At 34.9% G+C, this 26,879-nt stretch carries 29 protein-coding genes, 2 pseudogenes and 1 riboswitch; of the genes and pseudogenes, 3 read left to right on the top strand and 28 right to left on the bottom strand.

Annotated features, from left to right (window positions below; all coding sequences use genetic code 11):
• Positions 1 to 11 precede the first annotated feature (11 nt).
• Positions 12 to 1,070 carry a M24 family metallopeptidase gene (locus MUA90_RS07290; protein ID WP_262586008.1) on the bottom strand — a complete coding sequence of 353 codons (1,059 nt, stop codon included), beginning with the start codon at positions 1,068 to 1,070 and terminating at the stop codon, positions 12 to 14.
• 240 nt (positions 1,071 to 1,310) lie between these two features.
• Between MUA90_RS07290 and MUA90_RS07285 the strand changes: the two genes are divergently transcribed.
• Positions 1,311 to 1,898: a hypothetical protein gene (locus MUA90_RS07285; protein WP_262586007.1), complete on the top strand. Its 588-nt coding sequence runs from the start codon at positions 1,311 to 1,313 to the stop codon at positions 1,896 to 1,898.
• 26 nt (positions 1,899 to 1,924) lie between these two features.
• The gene (locus tag MUA90_RS07280) at positions 1,925 to 2,137 is read left to right on the top strand and encodes an SA1362 family protein (protein ID WP_114603290.1); all 213 of its coding nucleotides are present in this window, start codon (positions 1,925 to 1,927) and stop codon (positions 2,135 to 2,137) included.
• Positions 2,138 to 2,181: 44 nt separating this feature from the next.
• On the opposite strand, the gene MUA90_RS07275 is transcribed toward MUA90_RS07280, so the two are convergent.
• Entirely contained in the window at positions 2,182 to 3,012 is an 831-nt protein-coding gene (locus MUA90_RS07275) for a lipoate--protein ligase family protein (RefSeq protein ID WP_262586005.1), read from the bottom strand.
• Positions 3,013 to 3,245: 233 nt separating this feature from the next.
• Between MUA90_RS07275 and MUA90_RS07270 the strand changes: the two genes are divergently transcribed.
• Positions 3,246 to 3,632 (top strand): rhodanese-like domain-containing protein, encoded by a 387-nt coding sequence (locus tag MUA90_RS07270; protein WP_105992705.1) that lies wholly within the window; start codon positions 3,246 to 3,248, stop codon positions 3,630 to 3,632.
• Between the two features lie 98 nt (positions 3,633 to 3,730).
• Here the strand turns inward: MUA90_RS07270 and gcvPB are convergent, their stop codons facing one another.
• The 26 genes and pseudogenes from gcvPB to rpoD form a co-directional block, all read right to left on the bottom strand.
• On the bottom strand, positions 3,731 to 5,206 hold the full coding sequence (gene gcvPB / locus MUA90_RS07265; protein WP_262586001.1) for an aminomethyl-transferring glycine dehydrogenase subunit GcvPB: 1,476 nt from the start codon (positions 5,204 to 5,206) through the stop codon (positions 3,731 to 3,733).
• Positions 5,199 to 6,545, bottom strand: a complete 1,347-nt coding sequence (gcvPA, locus tag MUA90_RS07260) for an aminomethyl-transferring glycine dehydrogenase subunit GcvPA (RefSeq protein ID WP_262585999.1) — start codon at positions 6,543 to 6,545, stop codon at positions 5,199 to 5,201. Before gcvPA ends, gcvPB begins: the two co-directional genes overlap by 8 nt.
• 21 nt (positions 6,546 to 6,566) lie before the next feature.
• Positions 6,567 to 7,661 (bottom strand): glycine cleavage system aminomethyltransferase GcvT, encoded by a 1,095-nt coding sequence (gene gcvT, locus MUA90_RS07255; RefSeq protein WP_114603286.1) that lies wholly within the window; start codon positions 7,659 to 7,661, stop codon positions 6,567 to 6,569.
• An 81-nt stretch (positions 7,662 to 7,742) separates the two neighbouring features.
• Positions 7,743 to 7,862, bottom strand: a riboswitch (glycine riboswitch).
• Positions 7,859 to 8,380, bottom strand: a complete 522-nt coding sequence (locus MUA90_RS07250) for a shikimate kinase (RefSeq protein WP_262585996.1) — start codon at positions 8,378 to 8,380, stop codon at positions 7,859 to 7,861. It overlaps the preceding riboswitch by 4 nt.
• A 164-nt stretch (positions 8,381 to 8,544) precedes the next feature.
• Positions 8,545 to 8,901, bottom strand: coding sequence for a competence type IV pilus minor pilin ComGF (locus MUA90_RS14085; RefSeq protein WP_398577384.1), 357 nt, complete (start codon positions 8,899 to 8,901; stop codon positions 8,545 to 8,547).
• 52 nt (positions 8,902 to 8,953) lie between these two features.
• Positions 8,954 to 9,274: a hypothetical protein gene (locus MUA90_RS07245; RefSeq protein WP_262585995.1), complete on the bottom strand. Its 321-nt coding sequence runs from the start codon at positions 9,272 to 9,274 to the stop codon at positions 8,954 to 8,956.
• Positions 9,258 to 9,668 carry a prepilin-type cleavage/methylation domain-containing protein gene (locus tag MUA90_RS07240; RefSeq protein WP_262585993.1) on the bottom strand — a complete coding sequence of 137 codons (411 nt, stop codon included), beginning with the start codon at positions 9,666 to 9,668 and terminating at the stop codon, positions 9,258 to 9,260. The genes MUA90_RS07245 and MUA90_RS07240 overlap by 17 nt, the downstream gene beginning before the upstream one ends.
• A 17-nt stretch (positions 9,669 to 9,685) precedes the next feature.
• Positions 9,686 to 10,015, bottom strand: coding sequence for a competence type IV pilus major pilin ComGC (gene comGC / locus MUA90_RS07235; protein WP_262585991.1), 330 nt, complete (start codon positions 10,013 to 10,015; stop codon positions 9,686 to 9,688).
• Positions 10,016 to 10,032: 17 nt separating this feature from the next.
• Positions 10,033 to 11,106 (bottom strand): competence type IV pilus assembly protein ComGB, encoded by a 1,074-nt coding sequence (gene comGB, locus MUA90_RS07230; RefSeq protein ID WP_262585990.1) that lies wholly within the window; start codon positions 11,104 to 11,106, stop codon positions 10,033 to 10,035.
• Positions 11,078 to 12,043, bottom strand: a pseudogene (comGA, locus tag MUA90_RS07225) (competence type IV pilus ATPase ComGA). Before comGA ends, comGB begins: the two are co-directional and overlap by 29 nt.
• A gap of 66 nt (positions 12,044 to 12,109) precedes the next feature.
• Positions 12,110 to 12,733, bottom strand: coding sequence for an MBL fold metallo-hydrolase (locus MUA90_RS07220; protein WP_262585988.1), 624 nt, complete (start codon positions 12,731 to 12,733; stop codon positions 12,110 to 12,112).
• A complete protein-coding gene (locus MUA90_RS07215) occupies positions 12,733 to 13,062 on the bottom strand; it encodes an MTH1187 family thiamine-binding protein (RefSeq protein WP_105992693.1) in 330 nt (109 codons plus the stop codon). The genes MUA90_RS07220 and MUA90_RS07215 overlap by 1 nt, the downstream gene beginning before the upstream one ends.
• A complete protein-coding gene (locus MUA90_RS07210; protein WP_114603277.1) occupies positions 13,062 to 14,048 on the bottom strand; it encodes an ROK family glucokinase in 987 nt (328 codons plus the stop codon). The genes MUA90_RS07215 and MUA90_RS07210 overlap by 1 nt, the downstream gene beginning before the upstream one ends.
• Positions 14,048 to 14,248, bottom strand: coding sequence for a YqgQ family protein (locus MUA90_RS07205; RefSeq protein ID WP_105992691.1), 201 nt, complete (start codon positions 14,246 to 14,248; stop codon positions 14,048 to 14,050). Before MUA90_RS07205 ends, MUA90_RS07210 begins: the two co-directional genes overlap by 1 nt.
• Positions 14,229 to 15,689 carry a rhomboid family intramembrane serine protease gene (locus MUA90_RS07200; RefSeq protein WP_262585985.1) on the bottom strand — a complete coding sequence of 487 codons (1,461 nt, stop codon included), beginning with the start codon at positions 15,687 to 15,689 and terminating at the stop codon, positions 14,229 to 14,231. Before MUA90_RS07200 ends, MUA90_RS07205 begins: the two co-directional genes overlap by 20 nt.
• Before the next feature lie 12 nt (positions 15,690 to 15,701).
• Entirely contained in the window at positions 15,702 to 16,244 is a 543-nt protein-coding gene (locus MUA90_RS07195; RefSeq protein ID WP_262585984.1) for a 5-formyltetrahydrofolate cyclo-ligase, read from the bottom strand.
• A gap of 130 nt (positions 16,245 to 16,374) precedes the next feature.
• Positions 16,375 to 18,435 carry a peptidoglycan D,D-transpeptidase FtsI family protein gene (locus tag MUA90_RS07190; protein ID WP_262585982.1) on the bottom strand — a complete coding sequence of 687 codons (2,061 nt, stop codon included), beginning with the start codon at positions 18,433 to 18,435 and terminating at the stop codon, positions 16,375 to 16,377.
• Between the two features lie 207 nt (positions 18,436 to 18,642).
• A complete protein-coding gene (locus tag MUA90_RS07185) occupies positions 18,643 to 19,248 on the bottom strand; it encodes a superoxide dismutase (RefSeq protein ID WP_105992687.1) in 606 nt (201 codons plus the stop codon).
• Positions 19,249 to 19,427: 179 nt separating this feature from the next.
• A complete protein-coding gene (locus tag MUA90_RS07180) occupies positions 19,428 to 19,835 on the bottom strand; it encodes a Fur family transcriptional regulator (protein ID WP_262585980.1) in 408 nt (135 codons plus the stop codon).
• Positions 19,777 to 20,684: pseudogene (locus tag MUA90_RS07175) on the bottom strand (metal ABC transporter permease). The gene MUA90_RS07180 and the pseudogene MUA90_RS07175 overlap by 59 nt, the downstream one beginning before the upstream one ends.
• The gene (locus MUA90_RS07170) at positions 20,684 to 21,490 is read right to left on the bottom strand and encodes a metal ABC transporter ATP-binding protein (protein WP_199790638.1); all 807 of its coding nucleotides are present in this window, start codon (positions 21,488 to 21,490) and stop codon (positions 20,684 to 20,686) included. The pseudogene MUA90_RS07175 and the gene MUA90_RS07170 overlap by 1 nt, the downstream one beginning before the upstream one ends.
• 96 nt (positions 21,491 to 21,586) lie before the next feature.
• Positions 21,587 to 22,480 (bottom strand): deoxyribonuclease IV, encoded by an 894-nt coding sequence (locus MUA90_RS07165; protein ID WP_262585978.1) that lies wholly within the window; start codon positions 22,478 to 22,480, stop codon positions 21,587 to 21,589.
• 16 nt (positions 22,481 to 22,496) lie between these two features.
• Positions 22,497 to 23,837, bottom strand: a complete 1,341-nt coding sequence (locus MUA90_RS07160; protein WP_262585977.1) for a DEAD/DEAH box helicase — start codon at positions 23,835 to 23,837, stop codon at positions 22,497 to 22,499.
• 23 nt (positions 23,838 to 23,860) lie between these two features.
• Entirely contained in the window at positions 23,861 to 24,955 is a 1,095-nt protein-coding gene (locus tag MUA90_RS07155; RefSeq protein ID WP_262585975.1) for a Nif3-like dinuclear metal center hexameric protein, read from the bottom strand.
• Entirely contained in the window at positions 24,955 to 25,626 is a 672-nt protein-coding gene (locus tag MUA90_RS07150) for a tRNA (adenine(22)-N(1))-methyltransferase (RefSeq protein ID WP_262585973.1), read from the bottom strand. The genes MUA90_RS07155 and MUA90_RS07150 overlap by 1 nt, the downstream gene beginning before the upstream one ends.
• 129 nt (positions 25,627 to 25,755) lie before the next feature.
• Entirely contained in the window at positions 25,756 to 26,865 is a 1,110-nt protein-coding gene (rpoD, locus tag MUA90_RS07145; RefSeq protein WP_105992679.1) for an RNA polymerase sigma factor RpoD, read from the bottom strand.
• Between the last annotated feature and the right edge of the window lie 14 nt (positions 26,866 to 26,879).

The raw sequence follows: 26,879 nt of genomic DNA, 5'->3' as shown, positions 1-26,879 counted from the left end.
ATAGGCTTTCATTATAAAATAATAAGGTCTTTTGTGCATTTAGTAAAGACTTCATTGCCATTTTCTGTAATTAGAATGTCATCTTCAATTCTGATGCCGCCTAGTCCTTCTATATAGATACCCGGTTCTACCGTCACGCAATTATTTGGTGTTAATACATAGTCGGATTGTTTGGCTAACATAGGTTGTTCATGGATTTCTAAGCCGATACCATGGCCTGTAGAATGACCGAAGTTGTCGCCGTATCCATAGCTTGCGATGATATCGCGTGCAATAGCGTCAGCTTCTTTTCCAGTCATGCCTGCTTTGATTTGATCTACTGCAGCTTGTTGTGCTTCCAAAACGATATTGTAAGCTTCTACAAGTTTCGGATCAGGTTGGCCGATTGCAAAAGTACGTGTGATATCTGAGACATATCCATTATAATATGCTCCGAAGTCCAATGTGATAAGGTCGCCCTCTTCAATGACTTTATCACTTGCTACACCATGAGGGAGCGCACCTCTGTAACCAGAAGCTACAATCGTATCGAAAGATGGACCGCTGGCACCTAAACGAAGCATTTTGCTTTCTAATTCAGCTTTTAATTCTTGTTCTGTCATCCCTGCTTTTGCAATAGTTAGAATATATTCATAAGTTTCATCTACGATTTGTGCAGCTTTTTGGATTGTGTCGATTTCGTATTGTTCTTTGACCGCTCTGATATCCTCAATAGCGTTGCCGATACTTTGATATTCAACGTTAGAATCATTTAGTAGTTGGAAAGTATCGTAACTTACAATATGGCCTTCAAACCCTGCTTTTTTAACATTAAGTTTATCCAATACAGTTTTAACTTCTTCTACAAGCCCAGCAGAACGATTTACAATTTCAAAATCAGATGCTTGTTGTGTGGCTTGATCAATATAACGGAAGTCCGTAATCAGAATGTTTTCTTTCGGTGTGATGACTAATGCACCGCTTGTACCTGTAAAACCTGATAAATAGCGGCGGTTGTAATCTGATAATACAACCAATGCATCTAGATTGTTTTGAGATAAAAGTTCAATTACTTTTTCATTTTTTGACATTTGTATTCCTCCTATGTAAATTCATTTAGGTAGTTAATTTGGAGATTAACAAAATCATTCATTTACGTATAAACAAAGTTTATCACAAAGATACCGGAACTATAAGGTTTTATACTTGATTACACGCTTTATTGAGATGAAAATTAAAAAGTAATAGACATGAAACGGTATTATAAGAATACCAGTTCTAAATATGATAAAATAATGCTATATTATTTGCTTATGAATTAGGAGAAGGTTATGAAAAAAGTATTTTTGACTATTTTTAGTGCTGCACTGCTTTTATCAGGTTGTGGCAGTCAGAATTTGGGACCATTAGAAAAGAAAACAACTAAATTACGTGATGAAAATCATCAACTAAAATTAGACAATCAAGAGTTGGAACAGAAAATCAGTGATTTAAAAAACAAAGAAAAACAATTAGGTGCAGATAAAAAGAATACAAAAGCAGCAGCAGAGAATAATTCAAAAACTAAGAACGCACATGCGACATCTGCATATTATCAGCAAGTTACGGACACTCTGAAGGATTATCATAAAATCGAAGGCGATGTTCATAAAAATAAGCGTAAAGAAGCAGTTGTCAGCAAATTGGATAAAATCGTAACTGACTTACAAAGTGCGCATGATAAGTATAAACTTGAACGTGAAAGCAGCAACTTGTCTGATAAAGATAAATCTGATGACAAGAACATCGAAACTTTAAACAAAGATCTTGTTAAAGCATTTAAAAATATCAGAGATGGTTATTCTGCAAAAGACAGTAAGAAATTAAAACAAGGACAACAAGAACTCTCACAAGTTAAGATTAGTAATTCTAATTCGTAAAGCATAGTACATTGAAAGGTGAAAATATGCGTAAAGGACTATTTTATATTATTTTATTTATAGCGTTAATCGGTTTGATTTTGAATTTAGACGCTATGCTATTTTCTTTAGTAAGAACTATCATTAGTTTAGCTATCATCGCAGCAATTGCTTATTTGATTTACTTCTTTTTCTTCTTAACAAAGGATCAAAGAAAGTATAAAATTGCTAAATGGAAATATAGAAGACGTAATAAGTAAATTTAAAGCCCCTGAACAATAGATTTTTTGTTCAGGGGTTCATTTTATTTGCGGTAAGTCCATTCTTCAGATTTATATTTTTCCGCAAGTTCATCAATTTCTTGTTTTTGTTTTTCGTTAAGTTCTAAAGGTTTGAAGTTGATATTCAATCCTTTTTGGAAGCCTTTTTCAAAAGCAGTTTCCATTTCTTCTAATGTGACTGTTTTATCTGAAATGTCATTGATTGCTACTGCTTTATCGATAAATGCTTGTTTCATTTTGTCTTTTAAGCGGTCGTTTTTAAATATAAACATATCAAACAAATCATCAATATCTATATCTTTCAAAATGGAACCATGCTGCAAGATAACACCTTTTTGTCTTGTTTGTGCACTGCCGGCAATTTTTCTGCCTTCTACTACTAATTCATACCAGCTCGGAGCATCGAAACAAACTGAACTTCTAGGCTGTTTTAATTTTTCTCTTTCTTCTTTGCTTCTCGGTACCGCAAAGTAAGCATCAAAGCCTAAGAGTTTAAAGCCTTCTAATAATCCTTGAGAGATGACTCTGTATGCCTCTGTAACGGTGTTAGGCATGTTTGGATGAGATTCTGGTACAATCACACTATAAGTAAGTTCTTTGTCATGCAACACGCCTCTGCCGCCTGTTTGGCGACGCACAAGGCCATAACCTTTTTCTTTCACTTTTACTATATCAATTTCCTTTTTAAGTCTTTGGAAATAACCGATAGAAAGTGTAGCAGGATCCCAAGTATAAAATCTGATTACAGGATCAATTTCCCCTCTTGAAACAAAATTTAATAACGCTTCGTCCATTGCCATATTATAGAATGGATCATGACTGCCTGAATTAATAAAATTCCATGTTTCTGTCAATTTTAAAATCTCCAATCACCTTAGAATTACTCGTATGTATGTATAGTACCATACTACAGAGTATATTTGATTCAAATTAATTTGCTAAATGAAAACTTTCGATACCTTCAATCTCTTTTATTTATGAATATCTTAATAAAAGACAAACTCCTTTCAAATTTGAGAAAAACTTTTTGATAATTGAATGAAACAGTCTTATAATTGTAGTATCGGTAAAAATAGGAGGAAGCATGATGAATAGCTTTTGGATAATCATTTTAGCTGTTTTAGTTATTATTGCTTTATATATGTTAGTCCAATTTTTCATCAATCGAAGAGCTGTGACAGAATTGAACCAAGATGAGTTCCACAAAGGTCTGCGCAAAGCTCAAGTTATTGATGTACGTGAAAAAGTTGACTATGACTACGGTCACATCATCGGTGCCAGAAACATTCCAATGACACTATTTAGTCAACGATTTAAAGGTCTTAGAAAGGACCAGCCTATTTATTTATGTGATGCGAACGGAGTAGCAAGCTACAGAGCAGCACGTATTTTAAGAAAAAATGGATATAGAGATATTTATATGCTTAAAGGCGGTTACAAAAAATGGACCGGAAAAGTTAAAGCAAAAAAATAGCATCAATCAAAAATAGCGGCGATGACGTAAAGTCATTGCCGTATTTTTATATGAAAAATCCTCCGCTATCAAATAACGGAGGATTCTCTATTTATAGATTAAAGTTTTTCTTCATGCAAGTTTTCGAATTTCAATACCGGATGTCTTGCTGCTTTTGTTTCGTCAAGTCTGTCGATAACAGTACTGTGAGGTGCTTCAAGTACTTTATCCGGATCTTCTTTCGCTTCATTAGCAATTTGAATTAAAGCGTCGCAGAAGTGATCTAATGTTTCTTTAGATTCTGTTTCTGTCGGCTCAATCATCATGCCTTCTTCAACGTTAAGCGGGAAGTAGATTGTAGGCGGATGTACGCCGAAGTCTAATAGACGTTTCGCCATATCTAACGTACGGACACCGTCTTTCTTCTGTTTAGATCCGCTTAATACGAATTCGTGTTTACAGTATTGAGAATATGGAATTTCGAATGCATCTTTAAGACGTGCTTTAATGTAGTTGGCATTAAGCACAGCTGCTTCAGATACTTCTTTAAGACCAACATTACCCATAGTTCTGATATACGTGTAAGCACGTAGGTAGATACCGAAGTTACCATAGAATGGTTTAACACGGCCGATAGAGTTTTCAATATCATTATCATATTTATAAGTGTCTCCATCTTTAACTACCATTGGTTTTGGCAAGAAGCTTGCTAGTTCTTTCTTAACTCCAACAGGACCTGAACCAGGACCACCGCCGCCGTGCGGACCAGTGAATGTTTTGTGTAAGTTTAAGTGAACTGCGTCAAAGCCCATGTCGCCTGGTCTTACTTTATCCATAATAGCGTTTAAGTTAGCACCATCATAGTATAATAAACCGCCGGCATCGTGAACAATTTTACCGATTTCCATGATATTGTGTTCGAAAATACCAAGTGTGTTCGGGTTTGTTAACATGATTGCTGCTGTGTTTTCGTTAACAAGACGTTTCAAGTCTTCTACGTCGACTTCTCCGTTTTCGTTTGATTTTACAGTTACTGATTTGAAACCAGCAAAAGCAGCTGACGCTGGGTTAGTACCATGCGCTGAGTCAGGTACGATTACTTCGTTACGGTGACCTTCGCCGTTTTTCTCATGATAAGCTTTGAAAATCATAAGTGCTGTCCATTCACCATGTGCACCTGCAGCTGGTTGCAACGTAACTTCGTCCATACCAGTAATTTCTTTAAGTTCTTCTTGTAAACTGTGAATGATTTCAAGAGAACCTTGGATTTCTGATTCTGGTTGTAATGGATGTGCTTCCGCAAATCCAGGAATACGAGCAACTTTCTCGTTGATTTTAGGGTTGTACTTCATAGTACAAGAACCTAAAGGATAGAATCCTGTATCTACACCGAAGTTTTTATTAGATAACTCAGTATAGTGTCTTACTAAGTCTAACTCTGCAACTTCAGGGAATTCTGCTTTATTTTTACGGATGAATTTATCATCTAAAATATCTTTAATCTCAATATTGTCAATCTCTTTTTCTGGAAGAGAATATGCGTATCTTCCTGCTCTTGAACGTTCGAAAATTAATGGACTTGATTTACTAACCATTAATCTCACCCACTTTCTCAACAAAAGTATCAATTTCGGCTTTTGTTCTTAATTCAGTTACTGCAACTAACATTGCTTGTCCTAAATCGTCGTTTACTTCAGATAAATCGAAACCGCCGATAATGCCTTCATCTAATAATTTTTCGTTAACTTCTTTAACAGGTTTATTCAACTTGATAACGAATTCGTTATAAGATGTACCTGGTAATACTTCTACGCCTGCTTTTTCAAACGATTGCTTAGCATAGTTAGCTTTTTCAAAGTTTTGTTCAGCAATATCTTGAATACCTTGTTTACCAAGCGCTGACATTGCGATAGATGAAGCTAGTGCGTTTAATGCTTGGTTTGAACATATGTTTGATGTTGCTTTATCACGTCGGATATGCTGCTCACGTGCTTGTAAAGTTAATACGAAACCGCGGTTGCCGTGATCATCGTTTGTTTGACCTACTAAGCGACCTGGGATTTTACGCATTAATTTTTTAGTTGTAGCAAAGTATCCGCAATGCGGTCCGCCGAATTGGCTAGGGATACCGAATGGTTGTGTATCACCTACAACGATATCTGCACCGAATTCACCTGGAGGTGTTAACAAGCCAAGTGAAAGTGGGTTTGCATAGACGATGAATAACGTCTTTTTGCTCTTAATAAATGATTGGATTTTTTCTAAGTCTTCAATAGAACCATAGAAGTTTGGATATTGAACAGCAACTGCAGCTGTATCTTCATCAACAGCAGCTTCTAATTTTACTAAATCAGTGATTGTGCCGTCTAAGTCTACTTCTACGATTTCATAGTCGTTTCTTACTTTAGAATAAGTGTGAAGTACTTGAAGTGCTTGATAATGCAACCCTTTAGATACTACGATTTTATTCTTTTTAGATTGACTGAATGCTAAGATACATGCTTCAGCAAATGCTGTAATTCCATCGTACATAGAAGAGTTTGCTACATCCATACCAGTTAATTCACAAATTAATGTTTGGAATTCAAAGATAGCTTGAAGTTCACCTTGTGAAATTTCTGGTTGGTACGGTGTATAAGCTGTATAGAACTCTGAACGTGAAATCATAGCATCTACAACAGCTGGTGCATAATGGTCATAAACCCCTGCACCTAAGAAAGAAGTATGATCTTCTTTAGTTGTATTTTTGTTAGCAATTCTGCTTAAACGTTTGAACAGAGAAGTTTCATCTTCTCCGCTTGGAATATCAAGTTCTCTATCTAATAAAATTTCTTTTGGCACATCTCCGAATAATTCTTCAATTGAGCTTGCACCAATTGTCTCTAACATTTCTTTTTTATCTTTTTCAGTTAATGGTATATAACGATGACTCACCACTGCCACCCCTTCATTAAATTATTTACTGATTTGATTTTTCTTAACGATTTTAGCTTTAACTTGACGTTTTCTTACTTGTACGATGACTTCTTTACCCATTTCGAATTCATCGCGGTCAATCATAGCTAATGCAATTCCTTTTCCAGTAGCTGGAGATTGTGTACCTGAAGTAACTTGCCCTATTTTGTTACCATCTAAATCTAGTACATCATAACCAGTTCTTGGAATACCTTTTTCAATCATTTCTAAACCAACTGATCTTACTTTAGAACCATTTTCTTTTTGGTCTTTCAATACTTCTTTACCAATGAAATCAGCTTCGATTAATGGTTTAGCTGCAAAAGCAATACCGCCTTCATATGGTGTAATATCTTCAGATAAATCTTGACCATGTAAAGGAAGACCAGCTTCTAAACGTAATGTGTCACGTGCACCAAGGCCTGCAGGTTTCAATTCTTCATTTTCTAAAAGGCCGTCCCAAATTGCTACAACGTCTTTTGAGTCGCAGTAAATTTCGAAACCGTCTTCACCTGTGTAACCTGATTGTGACAAGATTACATTTTTACCAAAGATTTTGACATCTTTTTTAAATTCGAATGGTTTCATTTCAGAAACATCAACGTCTACTAAGCTAGCAACATAGTCGCGTGCTTTTGGACCTTGGACAGCAAGTTGTCCGTATTGATCAGAAACATTTTCTACTGATACATCAAATTTATCTGAGTGAGACTTAATCCATTCATAGTCTTTATCAGTGTTAGCTGCGTTAACCACTAATAAGAACTTATTATCATCTAATTTATAAGTGATTAAGTCGTCAATGATACCGCCTTTTTCATTACAAAGTGCAGTATATTGGGCTTTGCTATCAGTTAACTGATCTGTATCGTTAGAAAGCACATATTGAATGAATTCTGAAGCGTCTTTTCCTTCAATTAAAATTTCGCCCATGTGGCTGACATCAAAGATTCCCATAACTTCCCTAACTGCGTTATGTTCTTCTTTGATACTTGAAAATTGAACAGGCATAGCCCATCCGCCGAATTCAACAATTTTAGCATCGCTTTCTAGGAAACGATCGTATAATGGTGTCTTTTTTAAATCATTTGACATCTTGCAACCCCCTATATGTGATTAAATATTAAAAACAGGATAGCAAACTAAATTGCCACCCTGTAGTTACCTTCAGGAACGCGTCGCAGTATTATCCTTTTGCCTGAGAGATTCGATATGAAATCTTGCACCTTCGGCGATGAATTAATCTTACTTTCTTCTCAGAAAGTGAAATCATTCATTCTCTCCAATACTGGTCATTCGCAATTTAAAATGTTCATCAATTCTTGATGTAGTAAATCTAAGTCCTTGTTTGTATCCATTCTGCTGAATGCGATTTCATTATATCGTGAAACCCTTGATAAATACAACCTTTTTAATTCGGCGAATGCTTTATTTGCCGCATTAGGTCGATTAGCATCATTTTTAATTCTATCAAAAATTAGATTAATGTCTGTATCTAACCAAATAACATTTTTACATTTTGATAATAACTCAAGGGATTCCGGTCGTTCAATGATGCCGCCTCCAGTTGAAATTATATCATATTGCTCAATTGCTTCCTGTAAATATTGAGTTTCAAGCTCTCTGAATCCAGACTCGCCTTGTGAGGCAAATATTTCTGGAATCGTTTGATTGGTACGCTGCTCAATCAAATGATCTAAGTCGACAAAGCTGCTGTTGGTCTGGTTTGCAGTATATTGGCCTAAGGTTGTCTTTCCAGTCCCCATAAAGCCTATGAATATTAATGGCACTTTATCTTCTAGATTGAATTTCATATTTATCATCCTTCTCAACTAATTGCTCTAGCTGTTGTTCATAGTTAACGTTAAGGTTGTTCAGTGTCTTTAATTTTAAGCTATATTGATAACTATAGGAAGTAATTATGATGATAAAAACCATAAATATCATTGAAATAAACGGCAGCATGTACCCTTTAGGTTTAGAGGATAAGAACTTTATAATACTTTTCTCGGTTTTCGACAAGTGTTAATTCCACCTTAATATATTGATTGTTAATCTTTGTAAACTTACAGCTGCTGATATTTCCGATTAATGTTACATTACCGTGCTGATTGATATTTTTATACAGCTTATGACTATTGAATATATAGTAAATTTGTTTATCTCTTTTATCAATTTTCATTCGTCTTTTTTCAATGTATATTTCATTGATTGGAACGCCATTCAGTTCACGAGTGATATCTTGTGCAAAAAATTCGTAATTGATAAGGGACGTATCATTGATTTGTACATTCAATTTTTGAATGGCTTGAAATAACGGTGGAACCAGACTCATCGTTAATGAAAAGATAAATAATGAAAACGTCATTTCAATAAAAGTAAAAGCTTTAATTTTTCTTCTGCTCAATATCAAAACAATAGCGATTGTGTGTTGTAGTGCTTTGAATACATAATTTTTGATTAATGTTAGTAACTTCATAGTGTTCAATTTGGATGCCTTGGTTGATTTCATCTCTGTTAAAATGGTTGATTACCGTAATTAAAGTACGATACATATCTGCTTTATCGATTTCTTTTTGGTAATACGCATGCTGGTTGATTAGGATCGGCAAGAAAATAAGTAAAATAGTGGTTATTAAAGAAAAGGAAGTCAGTGCATCCAATAAAAATGAAGCAGTCATCGTTGAACATTTAATTTTGTTTTTCAATACGCAGACTTCCTTTCTCAATATGGAAAATGAAACGAAACAATGTATTGTTAATACGAATATATACGGAGCCAAAACGATTAAACTCACCATCAGAATCAATGATGACATTATCCATATTTCTGTTATTTTCAATAATGCCATTCGCTATTTGGATATACTTGGCTTGATGGTCAGTATTGACGACTTTAATTTGATTGCTGCCTCTATTAAAAATCAACATAATGCTGCTACGCTCTTTGATAGCTTGTGATTTTAAATATGTGATTTGAGCAGCTAAATTTTTAGCGGATAATTCATTTTCGACACTGCTTAGATGACTCGCACTTTGCACCTTAAGACTTAAGAATGTCAAAATACTTATCATAGCAAGAACTAGCAATGTTTCTAGCATAGTAAAAGCTTTCATGGCTATTCATTAACTTTAGCTTCGCCATCACTGATAGATATTGTCTTGCCGGATTTGCATGTTTTTTGTCCTTCTTTTAAGAAACCTTCACTTACAAGCTCATCGATGGATGATGGCGCTCTGTTTTTATTCAAACTGAACGCTTCAATTTGGCTATTCACCATTTTTTGCTGTGCTTCGCACCCTGTATCTTGCACATGTTTAGATTGTTTTGCGATATTTGGAATGATTAAAATTAATAGGACGCTTATAACTAAAAGGACTAACATCATTTCTAGTAATGTAAAAGCTTTAAAATGACGCTGTTTTAATTTTGATAATAATTTTTTCATAGAAACCGCCTTTTCTTTTATTTAATAGATTGAAGCATGTCAAACATTGGAAGCATGATAACTAAATAAAGTGAGATAATCAGAAATCCAAGCAGTAAAAATATCACTGGTTGAATGACCTTAATTTGCTTATTCATTTGATTTTCGATTTGACTGAGTAGTATTTCTGTATAAATAGAGAGCTCTATATCTGTTTTACCGCTCTTTTCTCCTTGTTCGATAAATTGAATCAACTCAGTTTGAAAACAGCCGACAGAAGCAAGTATTTCTGGCAGTTTCATGCCCTCTTCTATCTTTTTAATCATCGTTTCTCCAAGGTATTTTAAAAATATATCGATATTTTGTTCTGTATAAATTAAAGAGATCTGCCGAAGCACAATACCATTTCTATAAAACAAAGCTAATTCATTGGCAATTTGGTAGGTTTTGAATAATTTATAGCAGGTGTTGATAAGCGGAAGTCTAGAAATAAATTTAATTTTTTGAGGGATGCTCAATTTCTTGATGTATAGGTGGATTATAATAGTTAAACAGCCAACACTTCCTGAAAATGTTAGAAATATATGAGGAAAGTGCTGAATGATGAAATTGAGAGATTTTAAAAGCGGGGATAGTTGAATATCCATTGTCGTATAGATTTGTTGGAACTCCGGCAAGATAAAATAATTGATACCGAACAACATACACATAAATATACCGATTAAGATAAGAGGATATTGTATTGTTTTAATAAAACGCTGCTTAGCTTCTGCTTTTCGTTTTAAGAAAGCGTGGGACTCAGTCAGGTTCTCTGATAACCTGCCGAATCTTTCCGCAAAATAAATCTGAGTTACAATCGTTTGGGGATAGTTCAAAAAGGATAGAATTCGGTGACAGTTTTCACCATTTCTTAAGAGGTTCAGAATAGTCTCAGCTGTGTTCTTTTGTTTATATTTTATATGCATATTTAAAAAAGAGAATGCTTCTAATAGTGTAAACCCATGGTTAAGCAAGATATTAAGCCTGAACAATAAAATCAACTGATCTTTTTCTGTAAGCAGCTTTTTCTTTTTCAAATTGTAATTAAGTATAGCGTTTAAATACTTCCTCACAGATAACCCCCTCTTTATTCATACGACAAAGTACTTTACTTAACTTGATAAAGCTTTTAGGCATTGTATGATTGTTTTTGAAAAAGTACTGGATATCAGATTAATACATGGTTTCATATGCTAATTCTCGAAACCCCGATTGATTTGTCACTAAACGTTGATTAGAAATGAGCGCTATTGCTTGCTGTGCTTCTTGGGGTGTAATTCCCATTTCCAGCAGTCTGAGCAATGCGCCTTCACAATCATTTGCGTGTAGTGTTGAAAGTACTAAATGACCGCTTAATGAAGCTTGTATGACACATTTTGCAATATGTGCATCTCTGATTTCACCGATTAAGATGATGTCTGGATCACATCTTAAGATGGCTTTAAATGAGTTTTCATAATTGATGCCCGCTTTTTCATTAACAGAAATCTGTGTAATGCCAGAAATACGTTTTTCAACTGGATCTTCAACAGTAATAATATTAAGGTTCAAGGTCTCTTTCGCAAAAGTCACCATTTCATACATCATTGTGCTTTTACCTGATCCGGTTGGTCCTGTAAAAAGAATCAGTCCCTGCTTCTTATTCATCAAGTGATGAAAGTGTTTAGGTCCTTCGCTCTCATATTCATTAGTGAAATATTGCGGTGAGACCCTGATAACGCAGCTTTCCATCCCTAATGAAAGCGGCAATGTCGAAACTCTTAAATTGTATAGTGTTTTGAGTTTGAATGTTGTTTGGCCGCTTTGTGCTTGATGGAAAGTCGATACATCTAACCCTGATAGAAATTTCATAAAATTAAGCAGTCGTTTATAAGTAGCAGTTTCAATCATTTCATAATCAGATAAGATATCATTCATTCTGAATTTGATTGTTACTGCATTTTCTATCGGAATAAAATGAATGTCTGAAACACGATGTGAGATTGCATCCGTTAAAATTTTCTCGAACAATTTTTCATAAAAAATCACCTCCTACATAGATAAACGCAGGAGGTGTTTCATTTACTCTATTAAATTTTAGCCATGTAAAAATGGATTTAATTGTTCGTCTTCAACTGTTGTAGATGGACCATGTCCAGGATATAGCGGAAGATCATCTTGAATCGTAAAGATTTTATCTTGAATTGAATCCACAAGCGTTTCATAATCACCACGATATAAATCTGTTCGCCCGATACCATTGTTGAATAAAGTATCGCCTACTACCGCAAATTCATCAAACACGTATGTCAAGCTGCCTGGTGAATGTCCCGGCGTATGCATTACTTTTACGTTAAAGCCTTCTATTGTATGTTCACCCTCATCTAAAGCAGTTGGTTGTGCTTTGCTTACGACTGGTTTTAATCCATATTGGCTGAACTTTTGCGAACCGTTTTTCTCAGGTTCTGTAAGAAAGTCGAATTCTTCTTTGTATAAATACACGGGAACATTATATTTCTCAAGAACTTCATCTAATGCACCGATATGGTCGAAATGTGCATGTGTTAGAATAATTGCTTTCAAAGGCTTATCAATGGATTCAAGCTTTGAAATGATTTGATGACCATCACTTGATGGATCGACTAGCAATACGCCGTCTTGACCTTCAATAAAGTACGTATTTGTATCCGCAATTCCTAAAGCTAAAGATGAAATATTCATTATTGCTCACCACGTTTTTTGTCTAATTGTTTTTGAACAGAGACCAATTTATCGTTCATCTTTCTAGACTTGTCACGACGGTCATCTATTCTTATATTTGTACATACCCTTTCAATGCCTTCATCAAAAGGTAATTCATGAATCGCTTGTACCACTGTGAATAAATCTTTTAATTCGCCTTCTATCAGTGTGTTCATTGGTGTAAGTTGATAATCAATCAATCCTTGTTCTTTATATTCTTCTAATTTTGTTTGGATATCAGCGATATATTTACTCACGCTAGGTCCTTCTGTACCTACCGGAATCACAACTACATCTACAATTGCCACTATTCAACACGCTCCTCATCAATAACATATGTTTTAATTAATCCTGCAGCACCTGTGATACCTGCATCATTGCCTAATTGTGCTTTAACAATTTCAGTACCGTTTTGTGCTGGTGTAAATGTTAGGTTTCTGTATTCTGTTTTGATATTTTCAATTAAAATATCGCCAGCATCAGACATACCTCCACCTAAAATAATATATTTTGGATTGCTCATGACACTGATAATACTGCAGGCATAAGCAATGTAATTAGCGACACGTTCTGTAATGAATAAGCAGAATAAATCACCTTGTTTGGATGCATCGAAAACGTCTTTCGCTGTTACTCTATCTTCTTTTATCAATTCTAAGATTGAGGATTTAATTGTAAGTTTCGGATGGTAGAATTTTACTAGATTCACAACACCTGTCGCAGATGCTACAGTTTCTAAACATCCATACTTGCCGCAGTTACATGCGAAACGTTGATCAAAGTCTACTCTGAAATGACCGATTTCAGCACCAGAACCATTATGACCATGCACAAGTTTGCCGTTTGAGATAATACCTCCGCCGACACCAGTTCCTAATGTAATCGCAACAACATCGTCAGCATCATGACCAGCACCTTTGTGTTTTTCGCCTAATGCAGCTGCGTTGGCATCATTATCGACGAAGATAGGGAAATTCACGAATTGCGATAGAATTTCTCTAACATTTACATCACCTGGCCAGTTAAGGTTGACTGCGCCGTGAACAACACCAGTTTCGAAGTCTACTGGGCCTGGCACACCAACGCCGAATCCTATAACATCTTCCATTTTTAATTCCAACTCGTTCATTTTTTGTACAAACGAACTATAAATCGATTTTAATAGTACTACACCTGTAGTATCACTAATATCAGTTTGAATCGACCACTTTGTAATTCTTTCAAGATCTTTGTCGAAAATTCCTAGTTTACATGTTGTTCCACCGACATCGGCTGCCAATATTAAATTTCTCATTACTTATTCATCCTTCTTTGATTGATAATTAAAATACATTTGATAAATGCATCCTTTGAGATAAGTTGATACTCATAAAGTTCTCTTATTTCTTGTTCCATCATTTCATACATGTCGCTTTTATTCTTAAAGTAAACTATAAACCCAAATTGTTTAAGCAATTGTTGAACATCATAAAAACTATCTATTTTTCGATTCATTTTGTTTTTCCAACTCTTTTTTTAAATACTTATATTTTTCATTATCAGGTTCGGATTTCACTGCTTTTTTAATGTGTCGTAATGCAGATTTATCGTCACCTAATGAACGATTTGCAATTGCAAGTTCATAATTCAGTATACCGGATTCAGGGTAATGTTTTAATCCGCGCTCCCATGTTGAAATACCTTCAGATTTTGAGTCCTTAGTAGCTTTGAGCAAGCCGCTGAGGTAATAAGTTTCATCATCAGCATACCCTTTATCCATTGTATGCTTGATAAGTGCTTCAGCTTTATTATAATTACCATTGCTCATCTCATCACTTATTAATTTATCATAAATGTTATCTTCCTTAATAGTGAATGTTCTTATTAACAGAATCAAAAGCAGTAATATTGCTGTACCTAATAAAATCCAAAACATTTTACGATCACGATTGAAATAGTAACTGATAAATGTTGCTAATGCGCCGCCGACAAATCCGCCAATATGTGCATAAATGTTCACGTTAGCTATAAACAATGAAACCACGGTTAAGATGGCTAAAACAAAAATCAGCTGCATCAGCATTTTAGAAGTATATGTTTTGCTGATATACATTATCGCAAATAAACTGCCGATTAAACCGAATATTGCTCCGCTTGCACCTACTGAGATAGAGTTGGTATCTATTGCTAAAGAAACAATATTGCCGAAAATCCCTGAAATAAAGTAAATACCAAGCATTTTCCAGTGACCGACGATGGCTTCTACTAATTTACCAAAGATAAAGAGCGAAAGCATATTCATTAATATATGTTCAAAATTAAAATGTATGAACATGGAAGTGATAAGTCGATAAATCTCTCCATGTACCACATTGAAATGAACTAATCCGCCCCAATCTAGTAAACTTCTGCTCGAAAATGCATTTACAATTAAGAACATAAACAACCATACAATTATATTAATTGCAATCAGTGAATATGTAACAGGCGCAAATTTCATCATGTATTTTTCTAAAGGATTATTGCTGTGCAAACGCCGCTTGTAATAAAGCGATGTTTTCTCGTTATCTCTGGTATAGAGTTTTGTTAATAATGGATTCGGCAACACTTTCAGTAATTCTTTTTGGTTCCGAATAACATTAAAGCGCATTCGTATCGGATGTATTTCACTGAGATTTTCATAGGTGAACATTTTCTCTGTAAGATAATTGAAAGTTACATCTTGAGGTTTGAAACCTGTATATGCAGCAATCTCTTCTTGATGTTCTAATACTCTGCTTTTATCAAAACGAAGTTCTTGTGTACTGCTTACACCTGTTTTGATAATTACTAACTTTTTCTTGTTTTTATTGGACAACCAAACTTCTGTTTCATTTTCATTTGTATGTGCAATTTGGTAGTTCAAATACTTTACATAAAAATATATTAATTTCCAAAATTGTTTTTCTATATTCATGGTGCCTCCAATTTATCTAGTTTCAGCAATGATAAGTCGATCTACGACTTCATCATGTGCTTCTTCTGTAAATGAATCGTTCATTTGTACATCATAAACCAAACTTAATGTTTGAGTTCGATGACGGCTTAACAATTTATCGAAATAACCGCCGCCGTATCCGATTCTATATCCTTCATGATTAAAAACGACGCCAGGTACAACGAGTAGATCCAAGTCGTTTGTTTTTTCTGTGTCTGCATCTACATATTGGATGCCTTTTTCATCTGTTTTCAGTTGTGAAAAATCAGTTAGATTTTGAAAAGTCATTGACTTGTTCTGATAATCGGTAGCGGGCACAAATGCTTTTTTATCTTGGCGTATAATTTCTTCTATAATCGGCTTTGTATTCACTTCATGATCCATAGAAAGTACGATACCGATGGTTTGTGCCGCTTTAAATTCATCTGTATTAAAAAGCTGATCAGCTAACCATTGGTCTGCTTTCTCTTTATTTTGATTATCAATTGACTGCATTTTTTGCAATGTTGATTTCCTTAATTCAGATTTCTTCATAGTTACACCCCGATTTGTCTATATAGTGATATGTTTATTATAACGTTTCTATATTGAAGTGTCATTAGACCCGTATGTTGTTTGCTAATGAAAATGCCGATGACCTAGATTGCAGGCCATCGGCATTATTTTATGATTTAGATGATTTCTTTTCTTTTTCGAAATAATAATTAATAATATCTCTGCCTAAGTCTCCGCCTTGCAACCAAGGTTCTGGGACAGGCTGGTTCGTATACACAATTGAAAATGCTAGCTTAGGATTATCCTTTGGTGCGTAACCTACATAAGTTGAGTTAACTCTTGGCTTACCGTCTTGGAACACTTCGGCAGTACCTGTTTTCCCAGCAGATGGAACAACGGTATTATGGAAACTTTGATAACCTGTACCTGGTTCCTTATTAAATGCCATATCAAACCCTTTTTGAACTTGTTTGATTTCATCTGGTGAGTTGTTCAGGCGATTTAAGACATTGCCGCGAATTTTGTGTTTAACTGGTCCTAACGTATCTTTGTCAGTTGCTTTTCTGATTTCTAAGCCGACATGCGGTGTGATTCTGTAACCATTATTAGCAATAGTAGACACATATTGTGATAATTGCATCGGTGAATACGTATCATATTGTCCGATTGCAAGATCTAAATAGTTACCGCTGTTAGTGTTCAGTTTTTCAATTTGCCCTGCTACTTCATTAGGAAGATCGATACCGGTTTTAACACCTAAACCAACTTGATTTAGACCTTTTCTCAATTTTTGACCCGCATCAGTAATATCTGTTGGAAGTCCCATATTGAAATGGTATGGATCTTTAGCAAGTTTCAATGCAGTTTTGAACATATAAACGTTTGATGAATGCATTAACGCTTCTTTATCGTTGATATCAACTTTACCGTTTTGGTTAAAGTAAGAACGCTTAGTGAGCCCGCCTTGGAAATGCAGCGGTTCATCTATCATATGTTCTCCGACATGTATTGCTTTATTTTGATACCCAGTAAGCAATGTACCGCCTTTAACTGATGAACCTACAGTATATTGCGATGTGAAGTTACCGATAGTGTAATCAGTTAATTCGCCTTTCGGTTTTATCTGCTTGCCGGCCATAGCTAAAATATCTCCGTTATTAGGGTCTTGAACAACCACTAATGCATTGTCCATGTTTTTAGCGCCTTCGCCTCTTAATTTAGTGATTTGCTTTTCTAAAGCTTCTTCTACTTTTTTCTGCAAATCAATATCGATGGACAGCACTAAATCATCCCCGCGGGAACCAGGATTAATGACTTCAGTATCTGTAATTTCTCCAGATTTATCAGTTGTGTATTTCATTTCTTTCTTTTTGCCTCGAAGAATACTTTCATACTGATATTCTAAGTAAGATTTTCCTACACGATCATTTCTAGAATAGCCTCTAGAAAGATAATCATCTGTTAATTCTTTAGGAATACCTTCTTCTGAGGTAGACACACTACCGAATAAATCTCTCAGCAAATCACCATAAGGATATTTGCGATCCCAATCCATAGAAGTATTGACACCAGGAAGCTTGGACAGCTGTTGAGAAACTGAAGCATATTCTTTATCGCTGACATCATCTTTCTTAATCGTTTGAGGGTTCAATGTTGAACCTGACATCATTTCACGATAAATCGCTAGAACTTGTAAATCTTTATCAGATAATTCATCAAGTTGTTTACCTTTGATTTTATTGTGTAATTCTTCGTCGTATTGTTCTTGTGTGATTTCCCCGTTACTCAGCATCTTATCTTCTTTTTTCATTAAATCTTCAGCTTTTTTAGGGTGTAATTGAATCCAAAAGTCTTGTTTATCTCTTTTGGTAATTCGATCAGTCTTCATATCTATTAATTTAGATAAACGTTCAGCTACTTTTAATATATCTTTTTGCGAAGTCTTTCTACCTCTTGTATATGTAATAGACTTTTTAGAAGCATTATCAACAAGAATTTTTCCGTTACGGTCTAAAATTCTTCCTCTAGGCACAGATTCATTGACCGTAATATTTTCATCATTTTTAATGAGCTGCTTATAATGAGAACCTTGTGCGATTTGTAAGTAACCCAACCTTAAAACAATGATTAAAAATACTACAACTACGAGACCGAAGAAAAATCCAATCCTTTTATCCATAAGATTTCTAGTTTTTTCATCATTCGTTTTTTCCTTTATTCTTTTTAACAATACAACCAACCTCAATTCAACAGTTCTCTAAACAAATGATATATGAAAACGGAACTTTTTTCTATAATTTGCATAGAAATCACAGTATAAATTTAAGAATTTAATAAAAGCCGTTGCAAGGATTCTATGTAAAATTAAAAAGCAGCAATTGGTATTGACCAATTGCTGCTAAAGTTGATATTCAACGTATCATGTTATAACTCGAACTTATTTAGTTGCTGCGTTATATAATTCGTCAACTTTTTCCCAGTTTACAACGTTCCAGAATGCATTGATATAGTCTGGACGTTTGTTTTGATATTTAAGGTAATAAGCATGTTCCCAAACATCTAAACCAAGGATAGGAGTTTTGCCTTCAGTTACTGGGTTGTCTTGGTTTGCTGTAGTAACGATTTCTAATTTACCGTCTTTATCTACTACTAACCAAGCCCATCCTGAACCAAATTGTCCAGCAGCTTTTTTAGCAAATTCATCTTTGAATTCGTCTAAAGAACCCCATTGTTCTTTAATTTTATCAACTACTGTACCTTTCTCTTCAGAGTTAGGTGTAAGAATTTGCCAGAATAATGAGTGGTTTAAGTGACCGCCGCCATTATTACGTACTGCAGTTTGAATGTCAGATGGTACACTATCTAAATTAGCAACAATTTCTTCGATTGATTTGTTTTCTAAATCAGTACCTTCGATTGCTGCGTTTAATTTTGTAACATAAGTGTTATGGTGTTTGTCATGGTGAATTTCCATAGTTTCTTTATCGATGTGTGGTTCCAATGCATCAAACTCATATGGTAAATTTGGTAATTCAAAAGCCATAAATAATCATCCTCCTAAATTGTTTTCAACACTACTATATCAATTCGTTAGATACCTTACAATTTTTCTGCTTATAAGAAAATGTAAAAATCTAGAATATGACTGTTTCCTCTATATCTATATCCTGAAGAAGATTATTTAAACATATTGAGTTGGTATATTTATTAATTTTAAATTCATTATTGACATTTTTCGCATACACCATAAACTTCGAGTTTGTGTGTATGGATCAGCACGTTAGGAAGTTGTGCTTTAATAGCATCCATCGGACAATAATCAATCACTTTAGTATCTCCGCAAACTTCGCAAATAAAGTGATGGTGATGATAGTGTGTACATGCGATTCTGAATTTCATTTCCCCATCCAACTCAGTGTTTTCGATAATACCTAAATCTTTAAACAAATATAAATTTCTATAGATTGTATCAAAAGAAATACCAGGGAATGCTGCATCCATTCTTTGTTGAATCGTTTTTGCACTTACATACTTGTCTTCTTTAACAAAAATATCGATAATCATTTTTCGTTTATCTGTATATTTGTGACCTTCGTCTTTTAATAATTTTATAGCATCTGTTGTATTCATTTAACTTACTCCTTTTTTAAATCTAGAGCGCATATATTGAATAGCCATAACGATTACTAATAGTAATACTAATAATACTACGATGACACCGCCTGGAGATAAATTTAGGTAAAATGCGATTACTAATCCGCCGATGACTGCAATTTCTCCAATGATAATGCTATAGAGAATAAGCTGCTTGAATCCTTTTGTTATTCTCATTGCAATGGCTACTGGAAGAGTCATAAGTGCACTTACAAGTAAAATTCCGACCACTCTCATTGATGCAGAAATTACCATTGCTACAATAATGATAAATAAGAATTGTATCCATCTTGGAACGCCGATTACCTTACTATATTCTTCATCGAACGATAAAATAAAGAGCTCTTTATAAAATAGTAGAATGAACAATGTAACAATGACTGCAATAGTCAGCACTGTTACCATATCACTTAATGAAACTGCACTGATTGAACCGAATAATAATCCAACTAATTCTTGGTTGAAACCATCAGCTAAAGAAATAAATATTGCACTTAAACCTATACCTGCGCTCATAATAATAGGTATAGCAATTTCTTGATAATTTTGATAAGACGTTCTTAACTTTTCAATTAACAAAGCACCAATGACTGCGAAAGCGATACCGCCCCACATTGGATTAGCATACATAAATATCGGAGACAGAGTTGCTAAGAACATTTCAAATGAGATACCGCCTAATGTTACGTGGCTTAAAGCATCGGCAATCAGCGATAAACGTCTGACAACTATGAATGCACCGATAAATGGTGCGATAAATCCGATTAAAATCCCGCTTATTAAAGAGTATCTCATAAAATCAAAATTCATTAATGCTTCAATCATTAGTTACAGCACTCCCTTTCATGTTGATGATCCACGAATTTTACAGGATAGCCGTATATTTTTGAAATTTCTACTTGATCTAATGATTTGAATTCTTGTGCCGGTCCGTGGAAGTGCAAATGTTTATTGAGACAAGCTACTTTAGTAGCAGTATCAACAACTACACCAATATCATGTGTTACTAAAATAATTGTAACACCTTCTTGTTTCAACTGTTCTAACGTGTTGTAGAATTCATTTACATGCTTAGCATCAATTCCGTTTGTCGGTTCATCTAATATTAAAACAGATGGATCGGATATGAGTGCCCTTGCAATTAAAACACGTTGCTGCTGTCCCCCTGATAATTCTGCGATGTTCTTATTGAGCAAGTATTCAATGTTTAACCTTTTAAGGATGCTTTTCACTTTATCAACATCTTTTCTGTTAAACCATTGAAAGAGTCGTTTTTGTTTCGTTAATCCACTAAGTACTACTTCTTTTACACTTGCTGGAAATCCTGAATTAAATGCTTTTGCTTTTTGAGAGACATAACTGATTTTTAATTCAGATACCTTGCGCTGATACTTAATGCCATCAATAAACATTTCTCCACTTTGCATCGGCAGCAAGCCTAGCATTAATTTTAAAATTGTGGACTTCCCTGCTCCATTGGGTCCCACAATAGCTAAGAAATCGCCTTTGTAAATCTTTATATTAATATTTTCGAGTACTTGTTTTGTACCAAAAGAGTAATTTATATTTTTCAATTCAAAAACTGGGGTAGACATATCTTCACCTCGTAATAAATATAACCTTATCTTCATATTATGTAAATTGTAATGCTTACGATTAAGAATATAACAAAAAATTAAAAGACAAAGCTGACTTTGTCTTTTAATCGCACCGCATTACACTCGGTGTTAGGATTCATTCATAATAATTTGTTTTAAATCTGGGTTGAATGTTTGATTTTCAAGCATTTCAATTTCATGCTTATATGGCGGCTTTTTATTTTTCTTATCTTCGCCGACAAATGGTGTTTCTAGTATTTTAGGAATGTTTTCAAAGACCTCATGATGCACGATGTAATTTAATGCATCAAAGCCGATATGACCAAAACCAATATTTTCGTGACGGTCTTTATGTGCGCCTACTTCATTTTTACTGTCATTTACATGCAAGACTTTGATACGATCTAATCCGATGATTTTATCGAATTCTTCTAGTACCCCATCAAAGTCGTGTTTGACATCATAACCTGCGTCATGTGTATGGCAAGTATCAAAACAAATAGAAAGGCGTTCATTGTGATTAACACCATCAATAATCTGAGCAAGCTCTTCAAACGTTCTGCCTACTTCAGAACCTTTGCCTGCCATAGTTTCTAGAGCGATACGTACATCATTTTCATTTGTGAGTACTTCGTTCAAGCCTTCGATAATTCTTTTAATACCAGCTTCAGAACCAGCTCCTACATGAGAGCCTGGATGCAATACGATATCTTTTGCACCGATTGCTTCTGTACGCTCAATCTCTTTTTGTAAAAACTCAACACCTAACTCAAAGACATGCGGTTTTTGAGTATTTGCGATGTTAATAATGTAAGGTGCATGTACAACAATATTAGATAGTCCGTATTGTTTCATTGCCTCTTTTCCAGCTTCGATATTTAATTCTGAAATAGGTTTTCTTCTCGTGTTTTGAGGTGCACCTGTATAAATCATAAACGTTTTTTCATTTAATCTATGTGCTTCTTCAGCAGAACCTAATAACATTTTCTTACCATTCATCGGTACGTGAGACCCTATTAACAATCTTTCCACCTATCCTTTACTTGTTTTTACGCTGCTCTCTGTTTTTGCGCTTGCTGTATTGTTTACGTTCTTGACGTTTTGCTTGCTCAAGTTTTCTTTTGAACTTCTTCTTATAACCTGGTTTAACTTTTTTCTTATTGCCGCGTCTGATTTTCTGTTTGACTTGTGTAGTCAAGTGATCATCTTTATTTTGTCTTGTTTTACGCGTATTGTGTGCTTTGATTTCAACTAACTCGCCGTTTTTGATATCGACATCTTTAAAGTGATAGCCTTTTTTCTCGATTTCTGCGATTAAATCCTCTTCATCAGGTGTATAAAGTGTAAATGCTTCGCCTTTATACTGTCCTCTGCCTGTACGGCCCACACGGTGTGTGAAGAAATCAATATCTTTAGGCACATCATAGTTAATAACATGACTGACACCTTCAATATCGATACCGCGAGAAGCTAAATCACTGGCAATCACAAATTGGAAGTCTAAATTACGAATACGTTTCATTTGCTGTTTTCTTTCACGTGGACTTAATCCGCCATGAATCATACCGATTTTCAGACCATCAGCGGTTAACGCTTCCGCAAGTTCATCCGCATTTTCTCGGCTATTACAGAAAATCAGGCAAAGATATGGATTAACAATATCAATCAAAGCTTTTGTTTTATCTAGTTTTGACGCACCTTTTGTCGGGATTAAATAGAAGTCGATGTTTTTCTTGTTTTGTGTTTTACTATCAACTTCGATTAATTCAGGCTGGTTCAAGTATTTATTTAAGAAAGGATGTAATGACTTCGGAATCGTTGCACTGAACACTGCAATATGCGCATTTTCATCCAAGCGTGCTGCAATATGGTCTACGTCCTCAATTAAACCTAAATCAATCATTAAATCTGCTTCATCAACAACGAGGTAATGTGCAAGATGTGCATGCAAAGTGCCATCTTTAGATAAGTCATTGATTCTAGTCGGTGTACCGATAACGAGTTGCGGTTGAATATTACAGCGCTGTTTATCTCTTTCGAAATCTGTACCGCCGATAAATAATGATACTTTCACATCATCTTTAAATTGAGCAAGATGCTGTGCAGCATTAAATAGCTGTTGCGCCAATTCTCTTGTCGGTGCTACTACAATTACTTGCGGCTCTTGCACCGTTGGATCGATGCCTTCCATAAGCGGTAAAAGGAATGCATGTGATTTACCAGTACCAGTTTGAGACTGACCGATAATGTTGTTCCCTTTCAAAATTTTAGGTATTACTCTTTGTTGGATTTCAGTTGGCTGATTAAAATTCAAGTCTTTTACAGCGTCAATTAATTGTGAACTAAGCTCAAATTGGTTAAACGGATGTTCTACGGCCATTAAAATCCCTCCTTTTCTTTGATTTATACATAATTAAACGGATCAGTGTTTAAATGTGATGCTTCGATATTGTCAACTTTGCCTTCTAGCCATTGATCCAGCAATGCTTTTAATCCATCTCTCATCACATATTCACTATAATGATTAATATCAATTAAATGATAACCATCGATTTCTGCATCTAAGGCATCGTGGTGTTTAATATCTCCTGTAATAAAGACATCTGCACCTTTTTGGTGTGCGTATTGTTCATAACCGATACCAGAACCGCCAATCACAGCAGCTTTTGAAATTAATGCATTAGGATTGCCTGTGAATCTGACACTTGGAATATCCAATTGTGTTTTAATAGCTGAAGCTAATGCTTTTAATGTAGTTTGTTCAGGCAAGTCGCCAATCATACCCAAACCTCGGTTCAATGATTTTGTTAAAGGTATAAAATCATAAACAGGTGTCTCATATGGATGCAGTGCATTGATGAAATGTTCTGCTTTAGCGCGTTCGTTATTTTGAATCATAAATTCAACTTTGACTTCTTCTACCGTCTCAATGTCATTAAGTTGTCCAATATGAGGATTAGCACCATCTACAGGTTTAAATTGTCCATCGCCCTTAGTTGAGAAGAAGCAATATTCATAATCTCCCTCAGAAGCAAACCCTTGGTCATTCATTTTATCTTTAAACTCAACTACATTTTCCTCAGGGATAAATACTTGAACTTTATAATAGCTTTCTGTTTGGGGTTCTAAGATTTCTGCATTTTTAATACCGATTCGTTTTGAAAGCATTGCGTTGACACCATATTGGTATACATCTAAATTTGTGTGCAGTGCTATCAGTTGAATATTGTTTTGAATTAAACGTCGGATGATTGTACCATAACCGCCTTCGTTAATATTTTTAACACCTTTAAAGATAAGCGGATGGTGTGCAATAATTGTATTAATATTTTTTTCAATCGCTTCATCTACTACATCAAATGTGCAGTCCAATGTTGTTAAAATGCCATTGACTTCTTGATTGGTATCTCCGATTAATAAACCTACATTATCCCATGATTCCGCAGAAGCAAAAGGTACATGCTGGTTAATAATAGAAAGTAATTCTGAAGTTTTCATTATAACACCTCTTGAATGAGTTTAATTTCACGATCAATTTGTTCTAAACGGTCTTTATGTTTATATTCATCTAAATGCTTTTTGATATTCTCTAAAGCATCTAATTCTCGTTGCCAATGCTTTGTAAATACTGCAGTTTTATTCTCCAATAGTTTCGGGCCGAACTTCAATGCATATTCATCCATCGATTGTGGCCCATATTCAGCAATCACAATTTCATAAATATGCCCTTTTTCTTCCATAATTTCTTCTTCAACAATATGATACTCTAATTGCATTAATGTTTTTCTTAAAGCTGACGTTTGAATATTGCTTTGCAAAGCTAAGCGCGGATGGTTACCAAGCTTTTCACTGCCTTTATCTAAAATATCAGCGATTAACGGACCGCCCATTCCGCAAATTGTTATCGTGTCGATATCATTATTTATTTCTAATACATTTAATCCATTACCAAGTTTAACATCAATTACTTTTTCCATGCCATATTTTTTAACATTCTCTTGCGCGGCTTGAAATGGACCTTTAACAACTTCTCCGGCTATTGCAGAAGCGCATAATGCGTTTTGTATAGCGTATATCGGCAAATAGGCATGGTCTGAACCGATATCAGCTAATGTACTGCCTGTGATATATTTACTTACTGCTGTTAATCTTTGGTTTAATACAATCATGTTTGTACCTCTCTAACATAAAAAGCGAGACAACAAGCAATAAATTCGATTGACTGTAGGTGAATTCCATACTTCCTGGCCTTCGTCAGCCAAACATTTTCAGCTTATTGTCTCGCTATTTTCACTTAATTAGTCCATAAAGTCTTTAAGGCGTTTGCTACGGCTTGGATGTCTTAACTTTCTAAGCGCTTTAGCTTCGATTTGACGAATACGTTCTCTTGTAACACCAAAGACTTTACCTACTTCTTCGAGTGTTCTTGTACGTCCGTCATCAAGACCGAAACGTAATCTTAATACATTTTCTTCACGGTCAGTTAATGTATCTAATACATCTTCTAATTGTTCTTTTAATAACTCATAAGCTGCATGATCAGATGGACTTTGTACTTCTTGGTCTTCAATGAAGTCGCCTAAGTGGCTGTCGTCTTCTTCACCAATCGGTGTTTCTAATGATACAGGCTCTTGAGCTATTTTTAAGATTTCACGTACTTTTTCAGGCGGTAAGTCCATCTCTTCTCCGATTTCTTCAGGTGCTGGGTCACGACCTAAGTCTTGAAGCAATTGACGTTGAACACGGATTAATTTATTAATTGTTTCAACCATATGCACCGGAATTCTGATTGTACGAGCTTGGTCGGCAATAGCACGTGTGATGGCTTGACGAATCCACCATGTCGCATAAGTAGAGAATTTGAACCCTTTGCTGAAGTCGAATTTCTCTACTGCTTTGATTAAGCCCATATTACCTTCTTGAATAAGGTCTAAGAATAACATTCCGCGACCTACATATCTTTTGGCAATACTTACAACTAAACGTAAGTTGGCTTCTGCTAAGCGTGCTTTTGCAACTTCATCGCCTTGCTCGATTCTTTTCGCAAGTTCGATTTCCTCTTGTGCATTTAAAAGGTCTACTCTTCCGATTTCTTTTAAATACATGCGGACCGGATCATTAATTTTAACACCTGGAGGGGCACTTAAATCGTTAGGATTCAATTTTTCGTCTGTATCAGAACTATCCTTTTCGTTAACTAGGTTGATATCATTATCATTTAATTGATCAAAAAATTCGTCCATTTGATCTGAATCCATATCGAAATTCTGAAGTTTTTCAGCAATTTCTTCATGGCTTAAATGACCTTCTTTTTTCCCTTTTTCTAATAATTGTTTTTTTACATCTTCCAAAGTTAATGTCGGATCGATGGTTTGTTTTTTAACTACTTTTACTTGGTTTTCAGACATAAAAAGGCCTCCCA

Origin of the sequence: Staphylococcus sp. IVB6181, assembly GCF_025561445.1 — a bacterium.
GTDB classification, from domain to species: Bacteria; Bacillota; Bacilli; order Staphylococcales; family Staphylococcaceae; genus Staphylococcus; species Staphylococcus simulans_B.
The sequence above is the reverse complement of the archived record's forward strand: the minus strand, read 5'-3'. Positions and strand labels throughout refer to the sequence as shown.

What these genes read in the sequence shown, in the direction of transcription:
- MUA90_RS07290 (WP_262586008.1), bottom strand. Translation starts at nt 1,070, where the DNA reads ATGTCAAAAAATGAAAAAGTAATTGAACTTTTATCTCAAAACAATCTA.
- MUA90_RS07285 (WP_262586007.1), top strand. Translation starts at nt 1,311, where the DNA reads ATGAAAAAAGTATTTTTGACTATTTTTAGTGCTGCACTGCTTTTATCA.
- MUA90_RS07280 (WP_114603290.1), top strand. Translation starts at nt 1,925, where the DNA reads ATGCGTAAAGGACTATTTTATATTATTTTATTTATAGCGTTAATCGGT.
- MUA90_RS07270 (WP_105992705.1), top strand. Translation starts at nt 3,246, where the DNA reads ATGAATAGCTTTTGGATAATCATTTTAGCTGTTTTAGTTATTATTGCT.
- gcvPB (WP_262586001.1), bottom strand. Translation starts at nt 5,206, where the DNA reads ATGGTTAGTAAATCAAGTCCATTAATTTTCGAACGTTCAAGAGCAGGA.
- gcvT (WP_114603286.1), bottom strand. Translation starts at nt 7,661, where the DNA reads ATGTCAAATGATTTAAAAAAGACACCATTATACGATCGTTTCCTAGAA.
- MUA90_RS07250 (WP_262585996.1), bottom strand. Translation starts at nt 8,380, where the DNA reads ATGAAATTCAATCTAGAAGATAAAGTGCCATTAATATTCATAGGCTTT.
- MUA90_RS14085 (WP_398577384.1), bottom strand. Translation starts at nt 8,901, where the DNA reads ATGAGTCTGGTTCCACCGTTATTTCAAGCCATTCAAAAATTGAATGTA.
- MUA90_RS07240 (WP_262585993.1), bottom strand. Translation starts at nt 9,668, where the DNA reads ATGCTAGAAACATTGCTAGTTCTTGCTATGATAAGTATTTTGACATTC.
- comGC (WP_262585991.1), bottom strand. Translation starts at nt 10,015, where the DNA reads ATGAAAAAATTATTATCAAAATTAAAACAGCGTCATTTTAAAGCTTTT.
- MUA90_RS07220 (WP_262585988.1), bottom strand. Translation starts at nt 12,733, where the DNA reads ATGAATATTTCATCTTTAGCTTTAGGAATTGCGGATACAAATACGTAC.
- MUA90_RS07210 (WP_114603277.1), bottom strand. Translation starts at nt 14,048, where the DNA reads ATGAGAAATTTAATATTGGCAGCCGATGTCGGTGGAACAACATGTAAA.
- MUA90_RS07205 (WP_105992691.1), bottom strand. Translation starts at nt 14,248, where the DNA reads ATGAATCGAAAAATAGATAGTTTTTATGATGTTCAACAATTGCTTAAA.
- MUA90_RS07200 (WP_262585985.1), bottom strand. Translation starts at nt 15,689, where the DNA reads ATGAATATAGAAAAACAATTTTGGAAATTAATATATTTTTATGTAAAG.
- MUA90_RS07195 (WP_262585984.1), bottom strand. Translation starts at nt 16,244, where the DNA reads ATGAAGAAATCTGAATTAAGGAAATCAACATTGCAAAAAATGCAGTCA.
- MUA90_RS07185 (WP_105992687.1), bottom strand. Translation starts at nt 19,248, where the DNA reads ATGGCTTTTGAATTACCAAATTTACCATATGAGTTTGATGCATTGGAA.
- MUA90_RS07180 (WP_262585980.1), bottom strand. Translation starts at nt 19,835, where the DNA reads ATGAATACAACAGATGCTATAAAATTATTAAAAGACGAAGGTCACAAA.
- MUA90_RS07170 (WP_199790638.1), bottom strand. Translation starts at nt 21,490, where the DNA reads ATGAAGATAAGGTTATATTTATTACGAGGTGAAGATATGTCTACCCCA.
- MUA90_RS07160 (WP_262585977.1), bottom strand. Translation starts at nt 23,837, where the DNA reads ATGGCCGTAGAACATCCGTTTAACCAATTTGAGCTTAGTTCACAATTA.
- MUA90_RS07155 (WP_262585975.1), bottom strand. Translation starts at nt 24,955, where the DNA reads ATGAAAACTTCAGAATTACTTTCTATTATTAACCAGCATGTACCTTTT.
- MUA90_RS07150 (WP_262585973.1), bottom strand. Translation starts at nt 25,626, where the DNA reads ATGATTGTATTAAACCAAAGATTAACAGCAGTAAGTAAATATATCACA.
- rpoD (WP_105992679.1), bottom strand. Translation starts at nt 26,865, where the DNA reads ATGTCTGAAAACCAAGTAAAAGTAGTTAAAAAACAAACCATCGATCCG.